At 35.3% G+C, this 16,706-nt stretch carries 14 protein-coding genes; 1 reads left to right on the forward strand and 13 read right to left on the reverse strand.

Going from position 1 to position 16,706, the window contains the following annotated elements:
* On the forward strand, positions 1–1,095 hold the full coding sequence (locus tag ACZZZI_RS08505; RefSeq protein WP_463489175.1) for a hypothetical protein: 1,095 nt from the start codon (positions 1–3) through the stop codon (positions 1,093–1,095).
* Here ACZZZI_RS08505 and ACZZZI_RS08510 read toward each other — a convergent pair.
* From ACZZZI_RS08510 to ACZZZI_RS08570, 13 genes are all read right to left on the reverse strand, one after another.
* Complete coding sequence (locus tag ACZZZI_RS08510) at positions 1,082–1,963, reverse strand: glycosyltransferase (protein WP_344769679.1); 882 nt, start codon at positions 1,961–1,963, stop codon at positions 1,082–1,084. The two genes, ACZZZI_RS08505 and ACZZZI_RS08510, sit on opposite strands and share 14 nt — an antisense overlap.
* Before the next feature lies 1 nt (position 1,964).
* Positions 1,965–3,404 carry a flippase gene (locus ACZZZI_RS08515; protein ID WP_316763026.1) on the reverse strand — a complete coding sequence of 480 codons (1,440 nt, stop codon included), beginning with the start codon at positions 3,402–3,404 and terminating at the stop codon, positions 1,965–1,967.
* Positions 3,404–5,089 carry a capsule assembly Wzi family protein gene (locus ACZZZI_RS08520; protein ID WP_463489176.1) on the reverse strand — a complete coding sequence of 562 codons (1,686 nt, stop codon included), beginning with the start codon at positions 5,087–5,089 and terminating at the stop codon, positions 3,404–3,406. Before ACZZZI_RS08520 ends, ACZZZI_RS08515 begins: the two co-directional genes overlap by 1 nt.
* A 1-nt stretch (position 5,090) precedes the next feature.
* The gene (locus ACZZZI_RS08525; protein WP_463489177.1) at positions 5,091–6,785 is read right to left on the reverse strand and encodes a capsule assembly Wzi family protein; all 1,695 of its coding nucleotides are present in this window, start codon (positions 6,783–6,785) and stop codon (positions 5,091–5,093) included.
* On the reverse strand, positions 6,782–7,432 hold the full coding sequence (locus ACZZZI_RS08530) for a hypothetical protein (RefSeq protein WP_316763035.1): 651 nt from the start codon (positions 7,430–7,432) through the stop codon (positions 6,782–6,784). Before ACZZZI_RS08530 ends, ACZZZI_RS08525 begins: the two co-directional genes overlap by 4 nt.
* A gap of 7 nt (positions 7,433–7,439) precedes the next feature.
* Positions 7,440–9,374, reverse strand: coding sequence for a polysaccharide biosynthesis protein (locus ACZZZI_RS08535; protein ID WP_316763038.1), 1,935 nt, complete (start codon positions 9,372–9,374; stop codon positions 7,440–7,442).
* 387 nt (positions 9,375–9,761) lie between these two features.
* Complete coding sequence (locus ACZZZI_RS08540; RefSeq protein ID WP_463489178.1) at positions 9,762–10,727, reverse strand: MraY family glycosyltransferase; 966 nt, start codon at positions 10,725–10,727, stop codon at positions 9,762–9,764.
* A 60-nt stretch (positions 10,728–10,787) separates the two neighbouring features.
* The gene (locus ACZZZI_RS08545) at positions 10,788–11,690 is read right to left on the reverse strand and encodes an NAD-dependent epimerase/dehydratase family protein (protein ID WP_463489179.1); all 903 of its coding nucleotides are present in this window, start codon (positions 11,688–11,690) and stop codon (positions 10,788–10,790) included.
* Positions 11,687–12,940 carry a glycosyltransferase family 4 protein gene (locus ACZZZI_RS08550; protein ID WP_463489180.1) on the reverse strand — a complete coding sequence of 418 codons (1,254 nt, stop codon included), beginning with the start codon at positions 12,938–12,940 and terminating at the stop codon, positions 11,687–11,689. The genes ACZZZI_RS08545 and ACZZZI_RS08550 overlap by 4 nt, the downstream gene beginning before the upstream one ends.
* A 3-nt stretch (positions 12,941–12,943) precedes the next feature.
* Complete coding sequence (gene wecB / locus ACZZZI_RS08555) at positions 12,944–14,086, reverse strand: non-hydrolyzing UDP-N-acetylglucosamine 2-epimerase (RefSeq protein WP_463489181.1); 1,143 nt, start codon at positions 14,084–14,086, stop codon at positions 12,944–12,946.
* Between the two features lie 23 nt (positions 14,087–14,109).
* Positions 14,110–15,231 (reverse strand): polysaccharide biosynthesis C-terminal domain-containing protein, encoded by a 1,122-nt coding sequence (locus ACZZZI_RS08560; RefSeq protein WP_463489182.1) that lies wholly within the window; start codon positions 15,229–15,231, stop codon positions 14,110–14,112.
* A 3-nt stretch (positions 15,232–15,234) separates the two neighbouring features.
* Entirely contained in the window at positions 15,235–15,666 is a 432-nt protein-coding gene (locus tag ACZZZI_RS08565; protein WP_316763053.1) for a WxcM-like domain-containing protein, read from the reverse strand.
* Entirely contained in the window at positions 15,666–16,703 is a 1,038-nt protein-coding gene (locus ACZZZI_RS08570) for a polysaccharide biosynthesis protein (RefSeq protein WP_316763057.1), read from the reverse strand. The genes ACZZZI_RS08565 and ACZZZI_RS08570 overlap by 1 nt, the downstream gene beginning before the upstream one ends.
* Between the last annotated feature and the right edge of the window lie 3 nt (positions 16,704–16,706).

Consider the following 16,706-nt stretch of genomic DNA (forward strand, 5'->3'; position numbering starts at 1 on the left):
ATGAGTTCTTCGGAAGAGAAATCAAAATACAATGATGTTGTTGAAGAAGAATATTCTTTTAAAGATATGATTCAATCGAGAAAAGAGTATGTAAGCTATTTATGGAAATTTCGGTTTAAGATAATTATTGCAGGCATTTTGGGTGGCCTTTTAGGTATTCTTACGGCTTGGGTATGGCCAGTAACTTATACTGCAAAATTAAGCTTTATTGTAGAAGATAGTAAAGGTGGCGGTGGCTCTTTACTTTCTGGGTTAGCAGGACAATTTGGTTTCGACATTGGCGGATTGGCAGGTGGTACAGGAGGGATACTGGCAGGAGATAATGTTTTACAACTTTTAATCAGCCATAAAATGATTAAGCAAACCTTGCTGAGCCCTTACGATGGTGGTAAAAAAACCTTAGCAGACCTATATGCACAAACAAATAAATTAAACGAAAAATGGGCTAAACTTCCTGGTGCTAAAGGTGCTTTTCAGTTTCCAGAAGATCCTAAGAATTATACACGTTTACAAGACAGTCTTTTGCAGGTCATGATTATCCAGATTGCCGAAAAAAACATATCTGTTAGCAAACCTGATAAAAAGTTAGGCTTTTTCGCCCTAGAAGCAACTATGAAAAATGAGGAGCTGGCAAGCGTTTTCTGTACACGATTAATTGATCAGGCAAGCGATTTCTATATCAAAACAAAGACAAAACGCCTTCGTACAAATGTCGATCGCTTACAAGCTCGTGCAGATAGCATTGGCAAATTATTAAATAAAAAAACATACAGTACAGCCAGTGCAAATGCAGTGCTTTTAGATTTAAACCCAGCGTACGCAACAGCAAATGTTGCCCCAGAAGTGCAGGAACGAGATAAAAGAGTGTTACAAACCATTTATTCGGAAATCATTAAAAATCTTGAAGTAAGCAGAACCATGTTAATGCAGGAAACACCTACTTTTCAGATCATAGATACTCCAGATTTGCCTTTGAAGAAAAATAGAATGAAGTATGCTTCAGGCGCACTAACCGGGGGGATTTTAGCAGGTTTTGCTTTATGTCTTTTGCTTTTAATGTTGAAAAAGCCAGAACTTAATACTAAGCCTTCATAGCCCTTCTAAAGGCAAGTTTTTTATGTAGGTAAGATTTGTTTTCCAATTTTAAAAAAGATTCGAAGATTACCTTTTTATCTGGAGTCAGATCAGCAACGAAATGATTATAAAATTTTCTGACAAAAATAAATTGCTCAGAAAACAGATCGCTCTTCCCCTTGAGAGATAATTTAATTTCGTTTAAAACCCGAGTTACCCTGCTGTGCTTTTTATAATCCTCAGAAAAAGTAACATTTGTTTCATGCTGTCTGTACTTTAAAACAGGTTCTGCTAATACTAATGCCTTTCCAAAAGTGTAGGCAACTAAAGTAAGCCATGCATCATGCATTAAGCAATCGTTTGGTATGGCAGAAATATACTTAGCTAATTCTGGGTTAACCAACATGGTACAACCACCTGCTGGGTTTCCAAAAAGAATTGTAGGCAGCTTATGCTCGTATTGATTAAAACCTAATATGCTCCACAAAGATTCCGAAATCACCTCATCTTTCGAGTTAATCACGATAGGGTCGGAATAGACTAAACAAGGAAGCTTTTCGGTTTCAATCGATTTTAAAGCCTTTAAACACAATAGAAGTTTCTCGCTAAGCCAAATATCATCCTGATCCGAAAAAGCCAGGTAGTTAGCTGAATTTGCCTTTGAAGCAGCATATTTAAAATTACTGATCACCCCACGGGCATTTTTATTTTGATATACGTCTAAGTCCTTATGTTTATTTAAAATATCTTGAGTACCGTCGGTTGAATGGTCATCTGATACAATTAATTCACTTGCAGCATAACTTTGCTTCAATATAGAATCCAATTGTTTCTCCAGATATTTTGCCCCATTGTAAGTGGCCATTACTACAGATATCTTTTCTTCCATGTTACTTTGCAGCAAAGTTCTGAAATTTTAAAAATAACTGATCAGATATTTTAATCAAAAACTGATTTTTAAAGAAAAATCGCTGAAATAATAAATAAATAAGTGCACATGATATGCCAGATAGGAACAGAACCAATACAGGGCTTTGAAAGAAATATCGAGTTAAATATACAATGGGAATAAAAAGGATACAAGATATCGCAGCTTTTAATAAAAGGTACCAATTAATGTGGATTTCAAAATGTTTATTTACATAGTAATAAAATAAGCCAGTTACAACAAATTCCGAGACGATATTCGCTGTTGCAGAACCTACTGAACCGAAAAAAGGGATCAGACTAAAGTTTAAGACCAAACTACTCACAACACCTGCAAACGTGGCGTAAAACATTTGTTTATTAAGGCCTGATGGCACTAAGATCTGAAGGGAAAAAAAATGGCCTAATCCTATAAATAGCGGTAATATGGCAACCACTTGCATGGTTGGTATAGCAGCCAAAAACTCGTTACCAGAAAGCACAAGAATAAATTCTCTTGCTAGGGAAAAAGTACCGATCGCAATTGGTATTGCTAAAAAGATAATAAACTGAAAAGATTCAGCTAAAAGCCGATCAACTTCCGCCTTATTTTTATTATGCATATTCAGTGTTAAGGATGGAATGATACTCACCCCTAAGGAAATAATGAAAGGGATGGAGAACTTAACCAGTTTAACCGCTGCAAAATATAAGCCTACAGTTTTATCATTCGTTAAAAAACCAAGCAAAAGGGTATCCCAAATCGCATACATATTAATAGCGATATTTGAGCCCAATACAAATAATACTGGCCTTAAATGCTTTTTAATTTTAATACCTTTTAATCTTAATCTAGTATGTTTTCTGATTAAAATTAAACTGATAATATTATTCCCGACCAAAGAGAAGATCAGTATGCATAAATAGTTTAAAAAGTCTGACGACGATTTTACAAATACGAATAGTAGTACAACAGAAATAAGTTTTATGAATACAGAACGAAGCGCAATTAGTTTGAATTTCGCCAACCCCGAATAAAACCAATCGACGGATGTAAAGCCCAAAAGCACAATTAAACCTGCAGTTGTATATAAAGGTAAATGTGGCTTAAAAAACGGAACTGTAGTAATTATTAGGAAATAAACCACTGAAAAAATCAGTCCTGTAATTCCATGAATCAGAATTAATTCGGAGAATGTTTTTGAGCGTTTAGCATTGCTGTTTGATTTTGCAATTGCAGAAATCCCGTATAAGGGAATGCCCAATGCTGCAATAAGGGCAAAGCTCTCCGCAAAAAAAATAGCATGTTGCACCTTTCCAATCCCATCAGGCCCTATAATATGTGAAGCATAGGGGAATGTTATTATGGGAAAAAGAATGTTTACAACGGATAAAAGTAAATTATAAAAATAATTCCGATTCATTAAAAACGATAACTTACACCCAGTTCACCATGAAAGTTGAATACATCATTATGTGGAATGTAAAATTTGCCTGGCTCAAAATCTTTTAACACCCATTGATAATTTAAAGACTGAATGCCCTGTAATTTAACGTTAAATAAGAGGTTTTTGTAATTCCAGGTTCCCTTTGCGCCAAAGGCCAAATCAACCCATCTTCTACTCTGGCCATTTAGAGTTATAAAACCTGCATTTTTGGCAAAATCCATATTATGCTCATATCTGTCAAAAGTAAAACCAATTTGCTTTAAACCTTTAACCCAACTTACATCAAGAGATTGCAAATTTCCACCAGAACCGATCCCTGCCCCTAATACTTCACCCATATTTGTGTAACCCTCCAAAATTGGATTATGGTAATAATAACTTCCTGCTTCCCTGGTTAAATAATCAACTGTTTGAGATAACTGCGTAACTTCTGCATTTACTCTAATAAATTCATCCTTTCTTGTTAAGCTCACTATTTTTGTTAGACCAAGCAAGTATGCCCTGGAATGTTCAGGTGAACCTAAGAAATCACGCAAATTGTAAGAATTATCATTTAAGCCGTATTCAAAGTAAACTTCTGCTTTAGCTTTCTGAAATAACCAACGGGTATAAAAAGAAGTACGCTGATCGCGGTTTGTTGTCTCACCTAAACCTGTATTAATTTTAACCTTTTGATATGGTAAAAATAGCGGAAAATAATCTGAAAAAGAATTTAACTCATTATGATAGGTGAGGAATGACCGGGTAAACCCCAGAAAAAGACCAGGAACCCATTTTGGCTGATAACTAATATTTAGCGCTGATAAATAACGCCAATCATCGCCTTTATCTGTAAACAAATCAACACCTGCAGAGGTGGTCGTTCGAGCCAATGGACTTAACTTTGAACCTTCCAGTTTACCGCCTATAACCTGCGCTTCAAATGAGCCAATATAGGTACGGATAGGCCTTACTGTATTTAATGTTAAATGTTTGAAACCAGTCGCATTATTACTCATCATAATGGAGTTTTGCATTCCTGGTCCCCACCATAAATTTTCGTTAGACAGTCCAAAAGATACCGGTCCAAAAGTTAGTCTTATACTACTTTGCCCCCATGATAGTTTACTGTATGCTGATGTTCCGAATCGCTCAGGTGCATCAATCAAATTATAATCATAGTAATATGCTATTAAGTCAGCATCTGATCGCCCATCTCCAAAACCCCTAAAATGACTATTAGCAGCATAAACATATTCAGGCCTCAACTGAATGCTAAGCGGGCCAAATTTCGCAAAAAAACCTGCACTTACCATTGTCTGGTAACCTTTTGCAGGAATCATTCCACCATCATTCCAACCATATGGATGATGACTATTGAATTGTTGTTGCCAGCTAACTGGCAGTAACCTAAATTCACCTAATCCTTTAGCAAAATAGATCGGTTTAACATTCGTCCACTTTTGATTATTATCAATAGAATCTGGGTTAAATACATCATTTACACTAGGCAAAGTTAAGGGTCTTTGTGTAAATGAAATAGAAGAATCCAGCTTTCCAATTAATTGTAACCTTCTGTAATAATCTTCCAGGCCAGCAGTTCCAACAGGCAAAGTTTGGGCAGAGAGGCGAACAGCGCAACTAGCAAATAGAATACTAAAAACTATAAATATCTTTCTCATGCTAAAATCTGTAAGTTAATCCCATTTGAAACTGAACATTAAACGCGTCACGACCATTTACCCAGTACGTGTTAGCAGTCGGTTCCTGAAATAGATACCATTGATAATTTAATGATTTAATCCCTTGAAGCTTAGCATTAAAAATAAAGTTTTTATAATTCCACTCCCCACTAACCGCCGCACTAATGTCGGTCCAATGCCGTCTAGGATCCTGGCTATCCACATAGGCATAATAATAAAAATCATCATTATGAAGAAAACGCTCAAACTGAATCCCTAAACGTTTTAATCCTTTCACCCAGCTAATATCTAATGATTGGAGGTTAGAACCAGGCCCAATGCCTGCACCTAATGACTCCCCCCTGTTGGTATAACCATGACGAATACTTTCACTCGTGTACCAGCCAGATGCCGTTTTAATTTTATCAACTGAGGTTTCAGCCATTTGCGTAACCTCTAAATTGACCATAATACCTTCATCCAGGCTTTTGTTAATTGGTAATAATTTGCGCAGGCCAAAAATATATGCCCTTGAAACATTCGGCTCTAATACACGATCTCTTAAAGATCCCGAATAATTATTTCTACCCAATTCAAAGTAAACCTCAGCTTGTTCTTCAGTCCACAGCCACCTAAAGAATAGTGAACTTCTCTGATCTCTCTTATTGATGGGCTCATCTGCTTTAACTTGTTTTATAGTAGAAAAAATTGGCAAATAATCAGTTAAACCACTAAGGTCTTTACTATACGTTTGTGAACTTCTGGTAAAACCTAAAAACAATCCTGGAACCCATTTTGGCTGCCAGGTCAAAACCATGCCAGATAAATAACGCCAGTCGTTCGGTTTTGGCTCGTAAAGCGCTGACCCTAGGTACTCTATATTAGGCTCCAAAGGTCCATATCCTGATCCTTCCAGTCGTCCCGCAATAACCTGCCCTTCGAAACTACCGATTGCGGTTTTTATGGGCTTTCTGGTATTTAATGTTATATGCTTAAATCCTGGTGCCGTATTACTCATTAACAAAGAGTTTCTCATACCTGGACCCCACCACAAATTTTCTGTAGACAAGCCCAAAGACATGGCTTTATAGTTCAAACGAATACTACTTTGGCCCCAATAGATCTTCGAATATTCTCCACTTCCAAATCTGGCGGGCAGATCAATCTTGTTATAAAAATCGTAATACCTGGCTTTGATGATATCGTAATGATCTTTATCAAAAGTTTCGAAACTGGAGTTTGCGGCCAATACAATTTCAGGACGCAATTGAACACTTAAAATACCATATTCTGCATATACACCACCACTTAACATGGCTTGTAAGCCTTTAGCAGGAATCATGGCCCCATCGTTCCATCCATAAGGATGGTGGGAATTTATTTGTGTTTGAAAACTAAGTGGGAGAAAACTACCTTTTAATTTTCCATCCTTCGATTTAAAATACGCTTCGGTTTCTAAAATATTATGGCGTTGTTCACTGGAATCTGGGTAAAAACCATCCTTTACCCCTTTTATTAATCTAGGGTTAATCGGTCTGACCGTAAATGAAATCGTAGAATCCAATTGTCCAGCTAATTGGCTCCTTCTATAATAATCTTCTAAGGAAATGGTTCCGACAGGCAAGCTTTGCCCGCGGCTTTCGCTGGCAAATAATATGATAATTCCTAAAACGCTTATATAATTTATTAACCTCACAATGCAATTACTTTTACTTTTAAATTATCTACAGACCAGCTCTCGTCACATTTGGGATCAGCTGTATTGGTTTGCACCAATTCATCCAAACACTCAATTACTATTGAGGAATTCGAATGGTTGATGGTTTTAGAAATCTTATATTGTGCTGTTCCACCAATTTGGTTGGCATTTAAGCACACACCAGGCAAATTTTTGTTAAATGCACCAGTTTTAGGGTTATTATTATTGTTCGGATAATTTGCAGGATAAGATTGCGGATCGCAGAAGGTTGATGTGCCACAATCAGAGTTTGAGAAAGTGGTATTAATAAACTCACTTCCATCTATAACAAATTTCCAGATATCGGGTCCGTTTCGCCCGCTATCGCCAGTTTTATTTCCATCCCAACTATCATGGATAAATAAATCAAAACTAACCTCAACCAATGCATGTTTTGGCAAGCCATCCAAGGCAAGTTTAAAAGAACCCTTGTTGTATCGTCCTAAAACCTTTGAACCATTATATTGTTCGATAACACCACCACTGATGTGATTTAAATCATTCGATTCAAAGTTATTATTGTAAACTACGGTTTCACTTGGTGAATCTGTTTTGCAAGATAGCAATAACGAGATAGCGAATAAATAAAGTATATTTCTGATCATTTAAAGATTATGATTGTTGATCCAATTCTTCAAAAACAGAGTTTTTGCTTTTAAATTCAGGAACCAATTTTTTCATATTGATTACGACCTGTCTGTCGTTATTTGATTTAGCGGAAAGAATAAGTGCTGTGATTTCTTCTCCGATTTCGTTGAAAACATACTCGCGAACTTTTCCAATCATAATTTTTTGATGGTGAGTGGGCATTGTATTCTCGTTATCATTTAGCAATTCTTCGTATAATTTCTCTCCTGGACGTAAACCTGAATACTCGATTTTAACATCAACGTTTGGTTCTAATCCAGCTAAACGAATCATTTTCTTGGCGAGTTCAACAATTTTAACAGATTTACCCATATCAAAAATGAAGATTTCGCCACCTTTACCCATACAACCGGCCTCCAAAACCAATCGGCAAGCTTCTGGAATTGTCATGAAATACCGGGTAATTTCAGGATGGGTAACCGTTAAAGGACCACCCTTTTCAATTTGCTGTTTAAAGCGGGGTATTACAGAACCATTCGAGCCTAACACATTGCCAAAACGGGTAGTTATAAATTTAGTAATGGGTTTAATTTCCAATTCGTTAATATAGCTCAAGCCATTGCTGAAAATAAATTTATCCTGACTTAAAGAATTGTTTAACGATTGTACATAAATTTCTGCAATACGTTTGGAAGCGCCCATCACATTTGTAGGATTTACAGCTTTATCTGTCGAAATCATTACAAACTTCTGTACACCGTATTTTACGGATTTATCTGCTATGGTTTTGGTTCCTAAAACATTAGCCTTTATCGCTTCGGCAGGATTATCTTCCATCAACGGAACATGTTTATAGGCCGCGGCATGGTAAACGTAATGTGGTTTATAGGTGCTAAATAAAACATCCATCCGTTGTTCATCCCGAACATCACCTATAAAAGCATGAAAGTTTTTATTTTTATTATTCTCTTCTAATTCAAGGTATAATTCGTGTAAAGCTGATTCGGCCTGGTCGCAAAGGATAATTAAGCCAACATCAAATTTAGATAATTGACGAACAATTTCACTCCCAATGGAACCTGCAGCTCCAGTAATCAAAATGCGTTTCCGATCCAGCATTTTCCCAATGCCTTCAATGTCAATATCAATTGATTTACGGTTTAGTAAATCCTCGATATTTAATTTCTGAATTTGAGCAGGTTGAAGTTTACCGTTCGTCCAGACATCAGGTGGGGGAATATTTAAAATTTTGATATCATTCTCTAAACACAAATCAATAATCTGGTCTTTTCGCTCATCAGGGATGGTATATGAAGCAAAAATAATTTCATCCAATTCATGTTCTTCAATTAAATTTTCTAACTTCTTGGCATCTAAAATTTTAACTCCATCAATTGTTTTACCCACTTTCCGCTCGTCATCATCCACAAAAGCGACAATGGTTTTATTAACACTTCCATCATGATCAAAAGTTCTTTTCGTAGCCAGCCCAGCTTCGCCAGCGCCGTAAATGATTACTTTCCTTTTATCCAGTTTTAAATTTTTAATGTAAAGAAAAAAGTATTTGATTAAAACCCGGTAAGTAATTAACAAAAGAAAGCTTGCTAAACCATTGGTGATAAGGATTGTATGAGGAACTAATGATTCTTTAAAAAATGTGATGGAAATCAGATTCAGGATAAAAAAAGTACCATTACTGATAATTACAGAAAATAATATTCTGAACGAATCTTGTGCACTAGTGTATCGGATTATACCCGCATAGGTTTTAATATTCAGAAAAACTGCTATGTTAATTATCCCTAGAATCAATATATTCCTGGCAAGCTCAGGAATGTTAACCGCAGTTAAATCAAGGTTATGCCTTAAACTATAGGCAAATACCATTGAAAAAGTACAGATGATGATGTCCAGCAGGAATATAATCCAGCGGGGAACAATATTAATTTGTGTAAACAAGATTCAATAGGCTTTATTTCATGTAAAGGTAAATATAATATTTTTACTGCTAAATTTTATATTTCTATACATCCTCATACTACACTCAATTAAGATGCCATGATTAAAACAAGTACGCTGAAACTGAACGTTACTGTCACCCTGTGCGGTGTAAAAGGGCAACCTTTCAGACTGAAGACCAACAAAACCTATTTCTTGCCTCAAAGTGGAGTGAGGAAATACAATGCTTAACTGTCACCCCGAGCGAAGTCGAAGGGCAAATCCTGACCTAAAAACATCAAAAACTATTTCTGGCCTTAAAGTGTAGTGAGAAAATACAATATAGGCTTAACTGTCACCCTGAGCGAAGTCGAAGGGCAACTTGTCATCCTGAGCGGAGTCGAAGGATTATGCCCCAATTAACCTCTTTTTCCCCTCCACGGAGAATCGAACAAATAAGAATAATAACCCAAAAGATAACACTAAGCCTATTGCCAAGATATAAGAATCCTTTATAAATAAGATGATTAGAATATTAACAACAAATTGTACAAAAAAGTAAAGTCCAGAAACAACCAAATGAGACCATTTTTTTTCATTAACCAGATATTGGTAAAAATGGCTCCGATGGGCTTTAAATATATTTTCTTTACGAAAAACCCTAAAAATTATTGTGATCACAGCGTCCAATCCATAAACCAATAAAAGCAAAATGTAGTTAAAATTTTCAGTTGTTAGAATCAATTGTCCAACCAAAAAAACTATAATGAAGGCAATACTTACACTCCCCACATCACCAGCAAAACACTTTGCTTTTTTACGGAAATTGAAAAAATTAAACACGATTAACGATAAACCGATTATAATTAGAAAGTCTGATGATGTAAAAGAAACAACCTTTTCATTAATAAAATATAATGTTCCTATAGCCAACAAACTATAAGAACCTGTTATCCCATTAATGCCATCCATAAAATTATAAGCATTGATCGTTCCAACAACAAAAACTAATGCAACTGGAATCCAATACCAATTTAAGTCGAAAAGACCCCATTGGTAAAACATTAGCAACACAGCAATCAGATGGATACTTAATCTTATCTTATTGTTTAACGTGAGAACATCATCAATAAAGCTAATGGCAGTAATTGCCAAAAGACCTACCATAAAGTATGGATATTGATATCCATACAAAGTGAAGTAAATTATTGCCGACAAGCAAAATATTATCCCACCACCTCTTAATGTGATAGTTTGGTGTGAACTTCTTGCATTGGGTTTATCAATTATATTAAAAGAAGCAGCGATCTTAAAATAAATCAGTTCTATTATAAAAAGGATTGATAAGATGGCTACTATTGATATTAGTTTCATTAGAATTATTAATTGGTAAAGATAATTATTTCTCCTATTTAGCTTTAGGGTTTGGAATAACTAAATATTACCGAATGATTTTGCTGTTGCAGACAAGCCGCCTTGGCTGGATACCGGCAGTTCTGTTTTTAAAGCCTTTTTTATTTTATAATTACTTACTACATAATTCTCCGTTAACTTATTTAAACGTTCGGTACTAAGTGGAAGTTTAAGTACATCTCCAATTTTAGCCAGTCCGATAATTAATTTACGAGGAATTGCCCACAGTTTAGGCCTCTTTTCAAGGGAAGCAGCTAATATTCTAACCACCTCACTAGTAGATAGCGACTCATCATCTGCAATGTGATAAATACCTGATGGAATTTCATCTTCTATTAGCTTGGCAATAACAAAGCATAAATTCTCAATACTCAAAAAAGATCTTTTATTATCAAAAGAGGCTAACGGGTATGGTATACCTTTCTGAATGAAACTGTATAATAAATTAAGATTACCCTTGTTACCTGGACCATGTATCATGCATGGGCGCAAAATATAGTATGATTTACCTACAGGCAATGGCTGAACTTGAATATATTCTTCTGCCATTAATTTTGATTTGCCGTAATCAGTCTTCGGATTAGGAACTTGGTCTTCAGAAAGTATCCCATCAACGATATCGGCAGCAGCTTTTACTGAACTAATAAATATAAATTTCCTAGCATCAGATTTTAAAAAATCGTCGTATAATTTTTTGGTCAATTCAAAATTGACTTTATAATACTCCTCCGGATTTGATGCTTTCTTAATATCATGTGCCTTTCCTGCAAGGTGAATGATCGCATCTGTATTGTCAAATTTTACATCTCCAGATAAGTCTGATCGGTTTAATGCCTTCGTTCCTATACTAAGTTTGTTTAAATATGGGATCAAATTCATTCCAACAAAACCTGTTGCTCCAGTAATCAAAACTTCCAACTTCATATTAAAGCATTTGTTAAACTAACATACTGATTGGCTACAACTTCTTTGCTATACAATGTTTTTACAGCTTCATACCCAACATTTCCCATTTCTTCCAACTCGGCTTTTGTCACTGATTTTAAGTAATCAACTATTATTTCAGTTTTAATATTTGAATCTTGATTTGTGATCAGCTTTGCACATTTATGTTTACTTAAAAAATTGATAATGGGGGTTCCTTCTCCTGAACATACGATCAATGATTTAGCGCAGGCCATTATGGTATAAACCTTGGAAGGAAATCCATGACCTTCCATCTCTTTCGACATAAAAATGAACTGTAAATCTGCAAATGCCAATAATTGTGGCATTAATTCTCTAGGTTGGTATGGCAAAATATGAACTTTACTCAAATTGTGGAGCTTAACCTGATCTATTAAGTACGACTTCATCACGCCTTCTCCAATGATATAAAAATCTACTTTGTCATCCTTTAATAAAATTGCAGTCTTGATTAATGGCTCCCAATCTTGTGCATGTCCTATGTTTCCTGCATACATTAATTTTAAATTATCGTTAGGTTTAAAGTCAACAATATCCAACGATATTTCAGCTTTCGAAAGGGGCTTATATAAGCTCGTGTCAACAAAATTTGGTATAATGTGAAGTTTGCTTTTGTCAATAAACCTTCCTTCTATGGTATTATAAAACACTTCATCAATAGTTGTTACTGCATCCGATTTGTTATAAACAAATCTTTCCAGCCACTTCAAAAGTTTAATAATGAACCTCGATTTTAAACCGCCCTGCTCTATCAAAAAATCAGGATAAATTTCCTGGACATTGTAGAGCACTCTAGCGCCTTTCATTTTTCCAATAATCAGATTTATTAAGCCAATAGTTAAAGGAGGTGAAGGTGATAAAATCGCTGATAAATTTTTCTGAGCTAAACCCAGAATTAAAGATACAATGTGCCAGTAAATAAAACCTAACAATCTTAAAGCAGTAGATTTGAACTTTTTCTGAGGTACGTGCATCACTTTTACACCATTAAACATACTGGTGTAATAAAGTCCAAAAACCTTCCTTGTTAAAGGCTGTTGGGCTAGATTTTCCTTAACAACATTATAATGTGGAGTAGTTGTTAAAACAATTACCTCGTATCCAGCCTGATTAAAAGCTAGGGCAATATCATTATACAGGTAAGCTGTAGATACACCATCTGGACTAAATGCAATACTGTGTATTAAAACTTTCCTTTGATTTCTCATATACTAAATTCCTTCGCTCCAAACCACCCTTTTAATATAATCTACATAGCTGATAATAATCCTTACCACTTTTTCAGATACATTAGGCATTGAATAATCTGCAACTCTTCTAAAATTCCTTTCTGCTCCTCTTTTTTGGTACTGTAGCTGAACAAGTCCCTGCATAATACGTTCCTTATTCATCCCAACCATCATTACCGAAGTTTCTTCCATTGCTTCAGGTCTTTCATGAGCATCTCTTAAATTTAGTGCTGGAAAGTTTAGAGTTGATGACTCTTCTGAGATTGTACCACTATCTGACAATACTGCGAAAGAGTGCATTTGTAAGGCATTGTAATCATTAAAACCCATCGGTTTTAAAAATTGAACTTCTGGCCTCATCTCTATTTTCTTGGACTCAATCATGTTTTTGGTACGTGGATGCGTACTTACAATGATTGGATACCCATATTTTTCAGCTATTAAATTCAAGCTCTCCATTAATCCTGTAAAATTCTTTTCACTGCTAATATTCTCTTCACGATGAGAAGAAACAACAAAATATTTGTGTTTTTCTAATTTCAGTTTAGCCAACACATCCGAGTTTTCTATAGATGGCATATAATGATTTAACACCTCAAACATAGGCGAACCAGTTTTAATGATTCGATCAGCAGGTAGGCCTTCTCTAAGCAAGTATTCTCTAGCAATGTCGCTATAGGTTAAATTAATATCAGAAATATGATCTACAATTTTTCTGTTAGTTTCTTCAGGAACACGTTGATCAAAACAACGATTACCAGCCTCCATGTGAAAGATAGGGATATGACGCTTTTTTGCTGGAATAGCACATAAACAACTATTAGTATCGCCCAAAACTAAAAAAGCGTCAGGTTTTTCACTTTCTAGAAGCGGATCTATTTTAATTATGATTTGTCCAACAGTTTCAGTTGCCGTTTTACCTGCAGCATTTAAAAAAAAATCAGGTTTACGAATGGATAAATCGTCAAAAAAAATCTGATTCAATTCGTAATCATAGTTTTGACCCGTATGTACAATGATGTGTTCTATCGCATCTGAACCATCTAAAGCAGCCATTACTCTGGCCAGTCTAATAATTTCTGGCCTTGTGCCGACAACGGTCATTACTTTTAATTTCTCTTTCATCAATTTATATTCTTGTTTATAATTTAAACTTCTTCAAAGTAGGTATCTGCGTCCTCTGGATCATAAAATTCATTAATCCAGAAATTGGTATACAGCTCTTCATCCCCAATATTTTTAATGTTATGCGTGTACCAAATTGGCATATCAACATATGAAGGTTTCGCACCATCAAGGTAGAAATCTAAAACCTCATCGGTACCTATCTTTCGTAATTGGATTAATGCTTTTCCTTTAATCACGGCAAATCTTTCAACTTTCCGAGTATGATAGTGATTACCTCTTGTGATACCTGGAAGTGTTGTAGAAAAAGAAATTTGCCCACCAACATTTAATCGAATAATTTCTACGAAAGCACCTCTTGCATCTTTATGTTGTACAAAGGGGACAGGATTATGATTCTTGATGTCGATATAACATCTAAAAGTATTAAACAAATTCAACTCAAATTTAGAGTCAAGCTGAGGGATAATGCCTGAGACAAAATATTGCTCCTTGTAGTTATTTAACAAATTTAGTATTGCCGAAACTTTATTTACAGATGTATGTGGAATTACAAAAAGTGGATTACCTTTTGCGGACCTAATTTCATTGATAATAACTTCAACTAACTCTCCAACATAGATAAGCTTAACTTCACCATCAACTTCTACTTTTGGTTGTTCATTATGGCTTAATTGGTGAGAGAATGTTGCAATAAATGAATTATAATAAGGATGTCCAAATGGTCCAAAGACATTTGGAATAACTAGTCCTGTAAATATTCCCCCTGCTTTATTAGCCCAATTTTCGAGTAATTCACGCCCTTCTTTTTTGCTTTTACCGTATAAATTATCTCTATCTTCCTGGGACGAAGATGAGAACAGAACATGTGCTTTACTGTTGCTATTTTCTAAGGCATTAATTAGCTTTTTTACCAATCCAATATTTGTTTGATATAGGACTTCAGGATCATTGTGTCTGTTCATTGCGGCGAGGTGAACAACGACATCACATTCATTTACAAATGAACATAGTTTCTCTTCATCTGTAAAACAATCTATATTGTACGGAACTCTGTCAAATTCTTCTGGAAATAGACCGATAGTATTATATAAATGCTGGCCAACAAATCCCTCCTGACCAGTAATTCCTATTTTAATTTTCATTTATTAAACTTGAGCATTGGTAAAAAAATCAGACGGATATAAATAGTCGTCATGTTTTGCATTTTCTATCGGATAGTCACCAAATACGATCATCTCAGAGTTTTTTTCTATAGCCCTAATACTGCTGGCATATCCAGCAGGAATATATAAAACGGAAATATCGGATGATTTAAGAATGAAAGTTTGCTGTCTAGCATTCTGCGATGGTTGATCCCAATTATCTATTTCGACAAGGCTAACAATAAATGCCCCAAGCAAAACATGAAACCATCGCTGCTCAATTTTGTGACCCCTCCAGCCTCTAACTGTTTTAGTATCTTTATGTTCAATGCGATAAAACCGTTTAACTGGCTGCATGTCAAAATCGTTCATAAAGGTAATGGTACCACGTTGATCAGTATGACTTCCACCTTTTATAATATCCAAATCACTCATTAACCTGCGTATTGCACCACTGTTAAATCGCCAAACACTTCTCTTTTAATCAAGGGCAAATTGCTAAGCAGTTTCTTCATACCTTCAACACCTTGCTGTTCAGTATTATGAGAATGATAGTCTTCAATTACAGAAATTTCTTCTTCACCTTCAGAAAAATATTGAGCGTAATTTAAATCTCTATTGTCTGCAGGAATGCGATAAAACTCACCCATATCTTCAGCTTTGGTCATTTCCTCACGAGTGCAAAGTGTTTCATACAATTTTTCACCATGGCGAGTTCCAATAATTTTAATTTCATTGTCTGCCTTACATAACTCTTTCAGCGCCTGAGCTAAATCTCTTATAGTGCCTGCAGGAGCTTTATTGACGAATAAATCTCCTGGATTTGCGTGTTCAAATGCAAATAATACAAGATCTACTGCATCCTCTAACGACATTAAAAATCTGGTCATATTTGGATCCGTTATAGTAAGGGCTTGTCCAGCTTGAATTTGCTTCAAAAATAATGGAATCACTGATCCTCTTGAAGCCATAACATTTCCATACCTGGTTAAGCAGACAGTGGTTTCAGATGAATCTCTTGATGCCGCAATAGCTACCTTTTCCATTAAGGCCTTTGAAATACCCATAGCATTAATTGGATAAGCAGCTTTATCAGTACTTAGACAAATAACTTTTTTTACCTTACTTGCAATTGCTGCCGATATCACATTTTGTGTTCCAAACACGTTGGTTTTTGTAGCTTCTATTGGAAAGAACTCACAAGATGGAACTTGTTTTAATGCTGCTGCATGAAAAACATAATCTACACCATACATTGCCCTTTCTACGCTATTTATATCCCTTACATCGCCTATATAAAATTTTAGTTTATCACTTTTTAGCGAATTTCTCATGTCATCTTGCTTCTTCTCATCGCGAGAGAAAATACGGATTTCGCTGAAATGCTCAGTATGTAAGAAACGGTTCAAAACAGCCGATCCAAAAGATCCTGTTCCACCAGTTATCAGTAATGTTTTATTTTCAATTTTCATCTT

It is taken from the genome of Pedobacter sp. AC190 (genome assembly GCF_979258025.1).

What these genes read in the sequence shown, in the direction of transcription:
- ACZZZI_RS08505 (WP_463489175.1), top strand. Translation starts at nt 1, where the DNA reads ATGAGTTCTTCGGAAGAGAAATCAAAATACAATGATGTTGTTGAAGAA.
- ACZZZI_RS08510 (WP_344769679.1), bottom strand. Translation starts at nt 1,963, where the DNA reads ATGGAAGAAAAGATATCTGTAGTAATGGCCACTTACAATGGGGCAAAA.
- ACZZZI_RS08515 (WP_316763026.1), bottom strand. Translation starts at nt 3,404, where the DNA reads ATGAATCGGAATTATTTTTATAATTTACTTTTATCCGTTGTAAACATT.
- ACZZZI_RS08520 (WP_463489176.1), bottom strand. Translation starts at nt 5,089, where the DNA reads ATGAGAAAGATATTTATAGTTTTTAGTATTCTATTTGCTAGTTGCGCT.
- ACZZZI_RS08530 (WP_316763035.1), bottom strand. Translation starts at nt 7,432, where the DNA reads ATGATCAGAAATATACTTTATTTATTCGCTATCTCGTTATTGCTATCT.
- ACZZZI_RS08540 (WP_463489178.1), bottom strand. Translation starts at nt 10,727, where the DNA reads ATGAAACTAATATCAATAGTAGCCATCTTATCAATCCTTTTTATAATA.
- ACZZZI_RS08545 (WP_463489179.1), bottom strand. Translation starts at nt 11,690, where the DNA reads ATGAAGTTGGAAGTTTTGATTACTGGAGCAACAGGTTTTGTTGGAATG.
- ACZZZI_RS08550 (WP_463489180.1), bottom strand. Translation starts at nt 12,940, where the DNA reads ATGAGAAATCAAAGGAAAGTTTTAATACACAGTATTGCATTTAGTCCA.
- wecB (WP_463489181.1), bottom strand. Translation starts at nt 14,086, where the DNA reads ATGAAAGAGAAATTAAAAGTAATGACCGTTGTCGGCACAAGGCCAGAA.
- ACZZZI_RS08560 (WP_463489182.1), bottom strand. Translation starts at nt 15,231, where the DNA reads ATGAAAATTAAAATAGGAATTACTGGTCAGGAGGGATTTGTTGGCCAG.
- ACZZZI_RS08565 (WP_316763053.1), bottom strand. Translation starts at nt 15,666, where the DNA reads ATGAGTGATTTGGATATTATAAAAGGTGGAAGTCATACTGATCAACGT.
- ACZZZI_RS08570 (WP_316763057.1), bottom strand. Translation starts at nt 16,703, where the DNA reads ATGAAAATTGAAAATAAAACATTACTGATAACTGGTGGAACAGGATCT.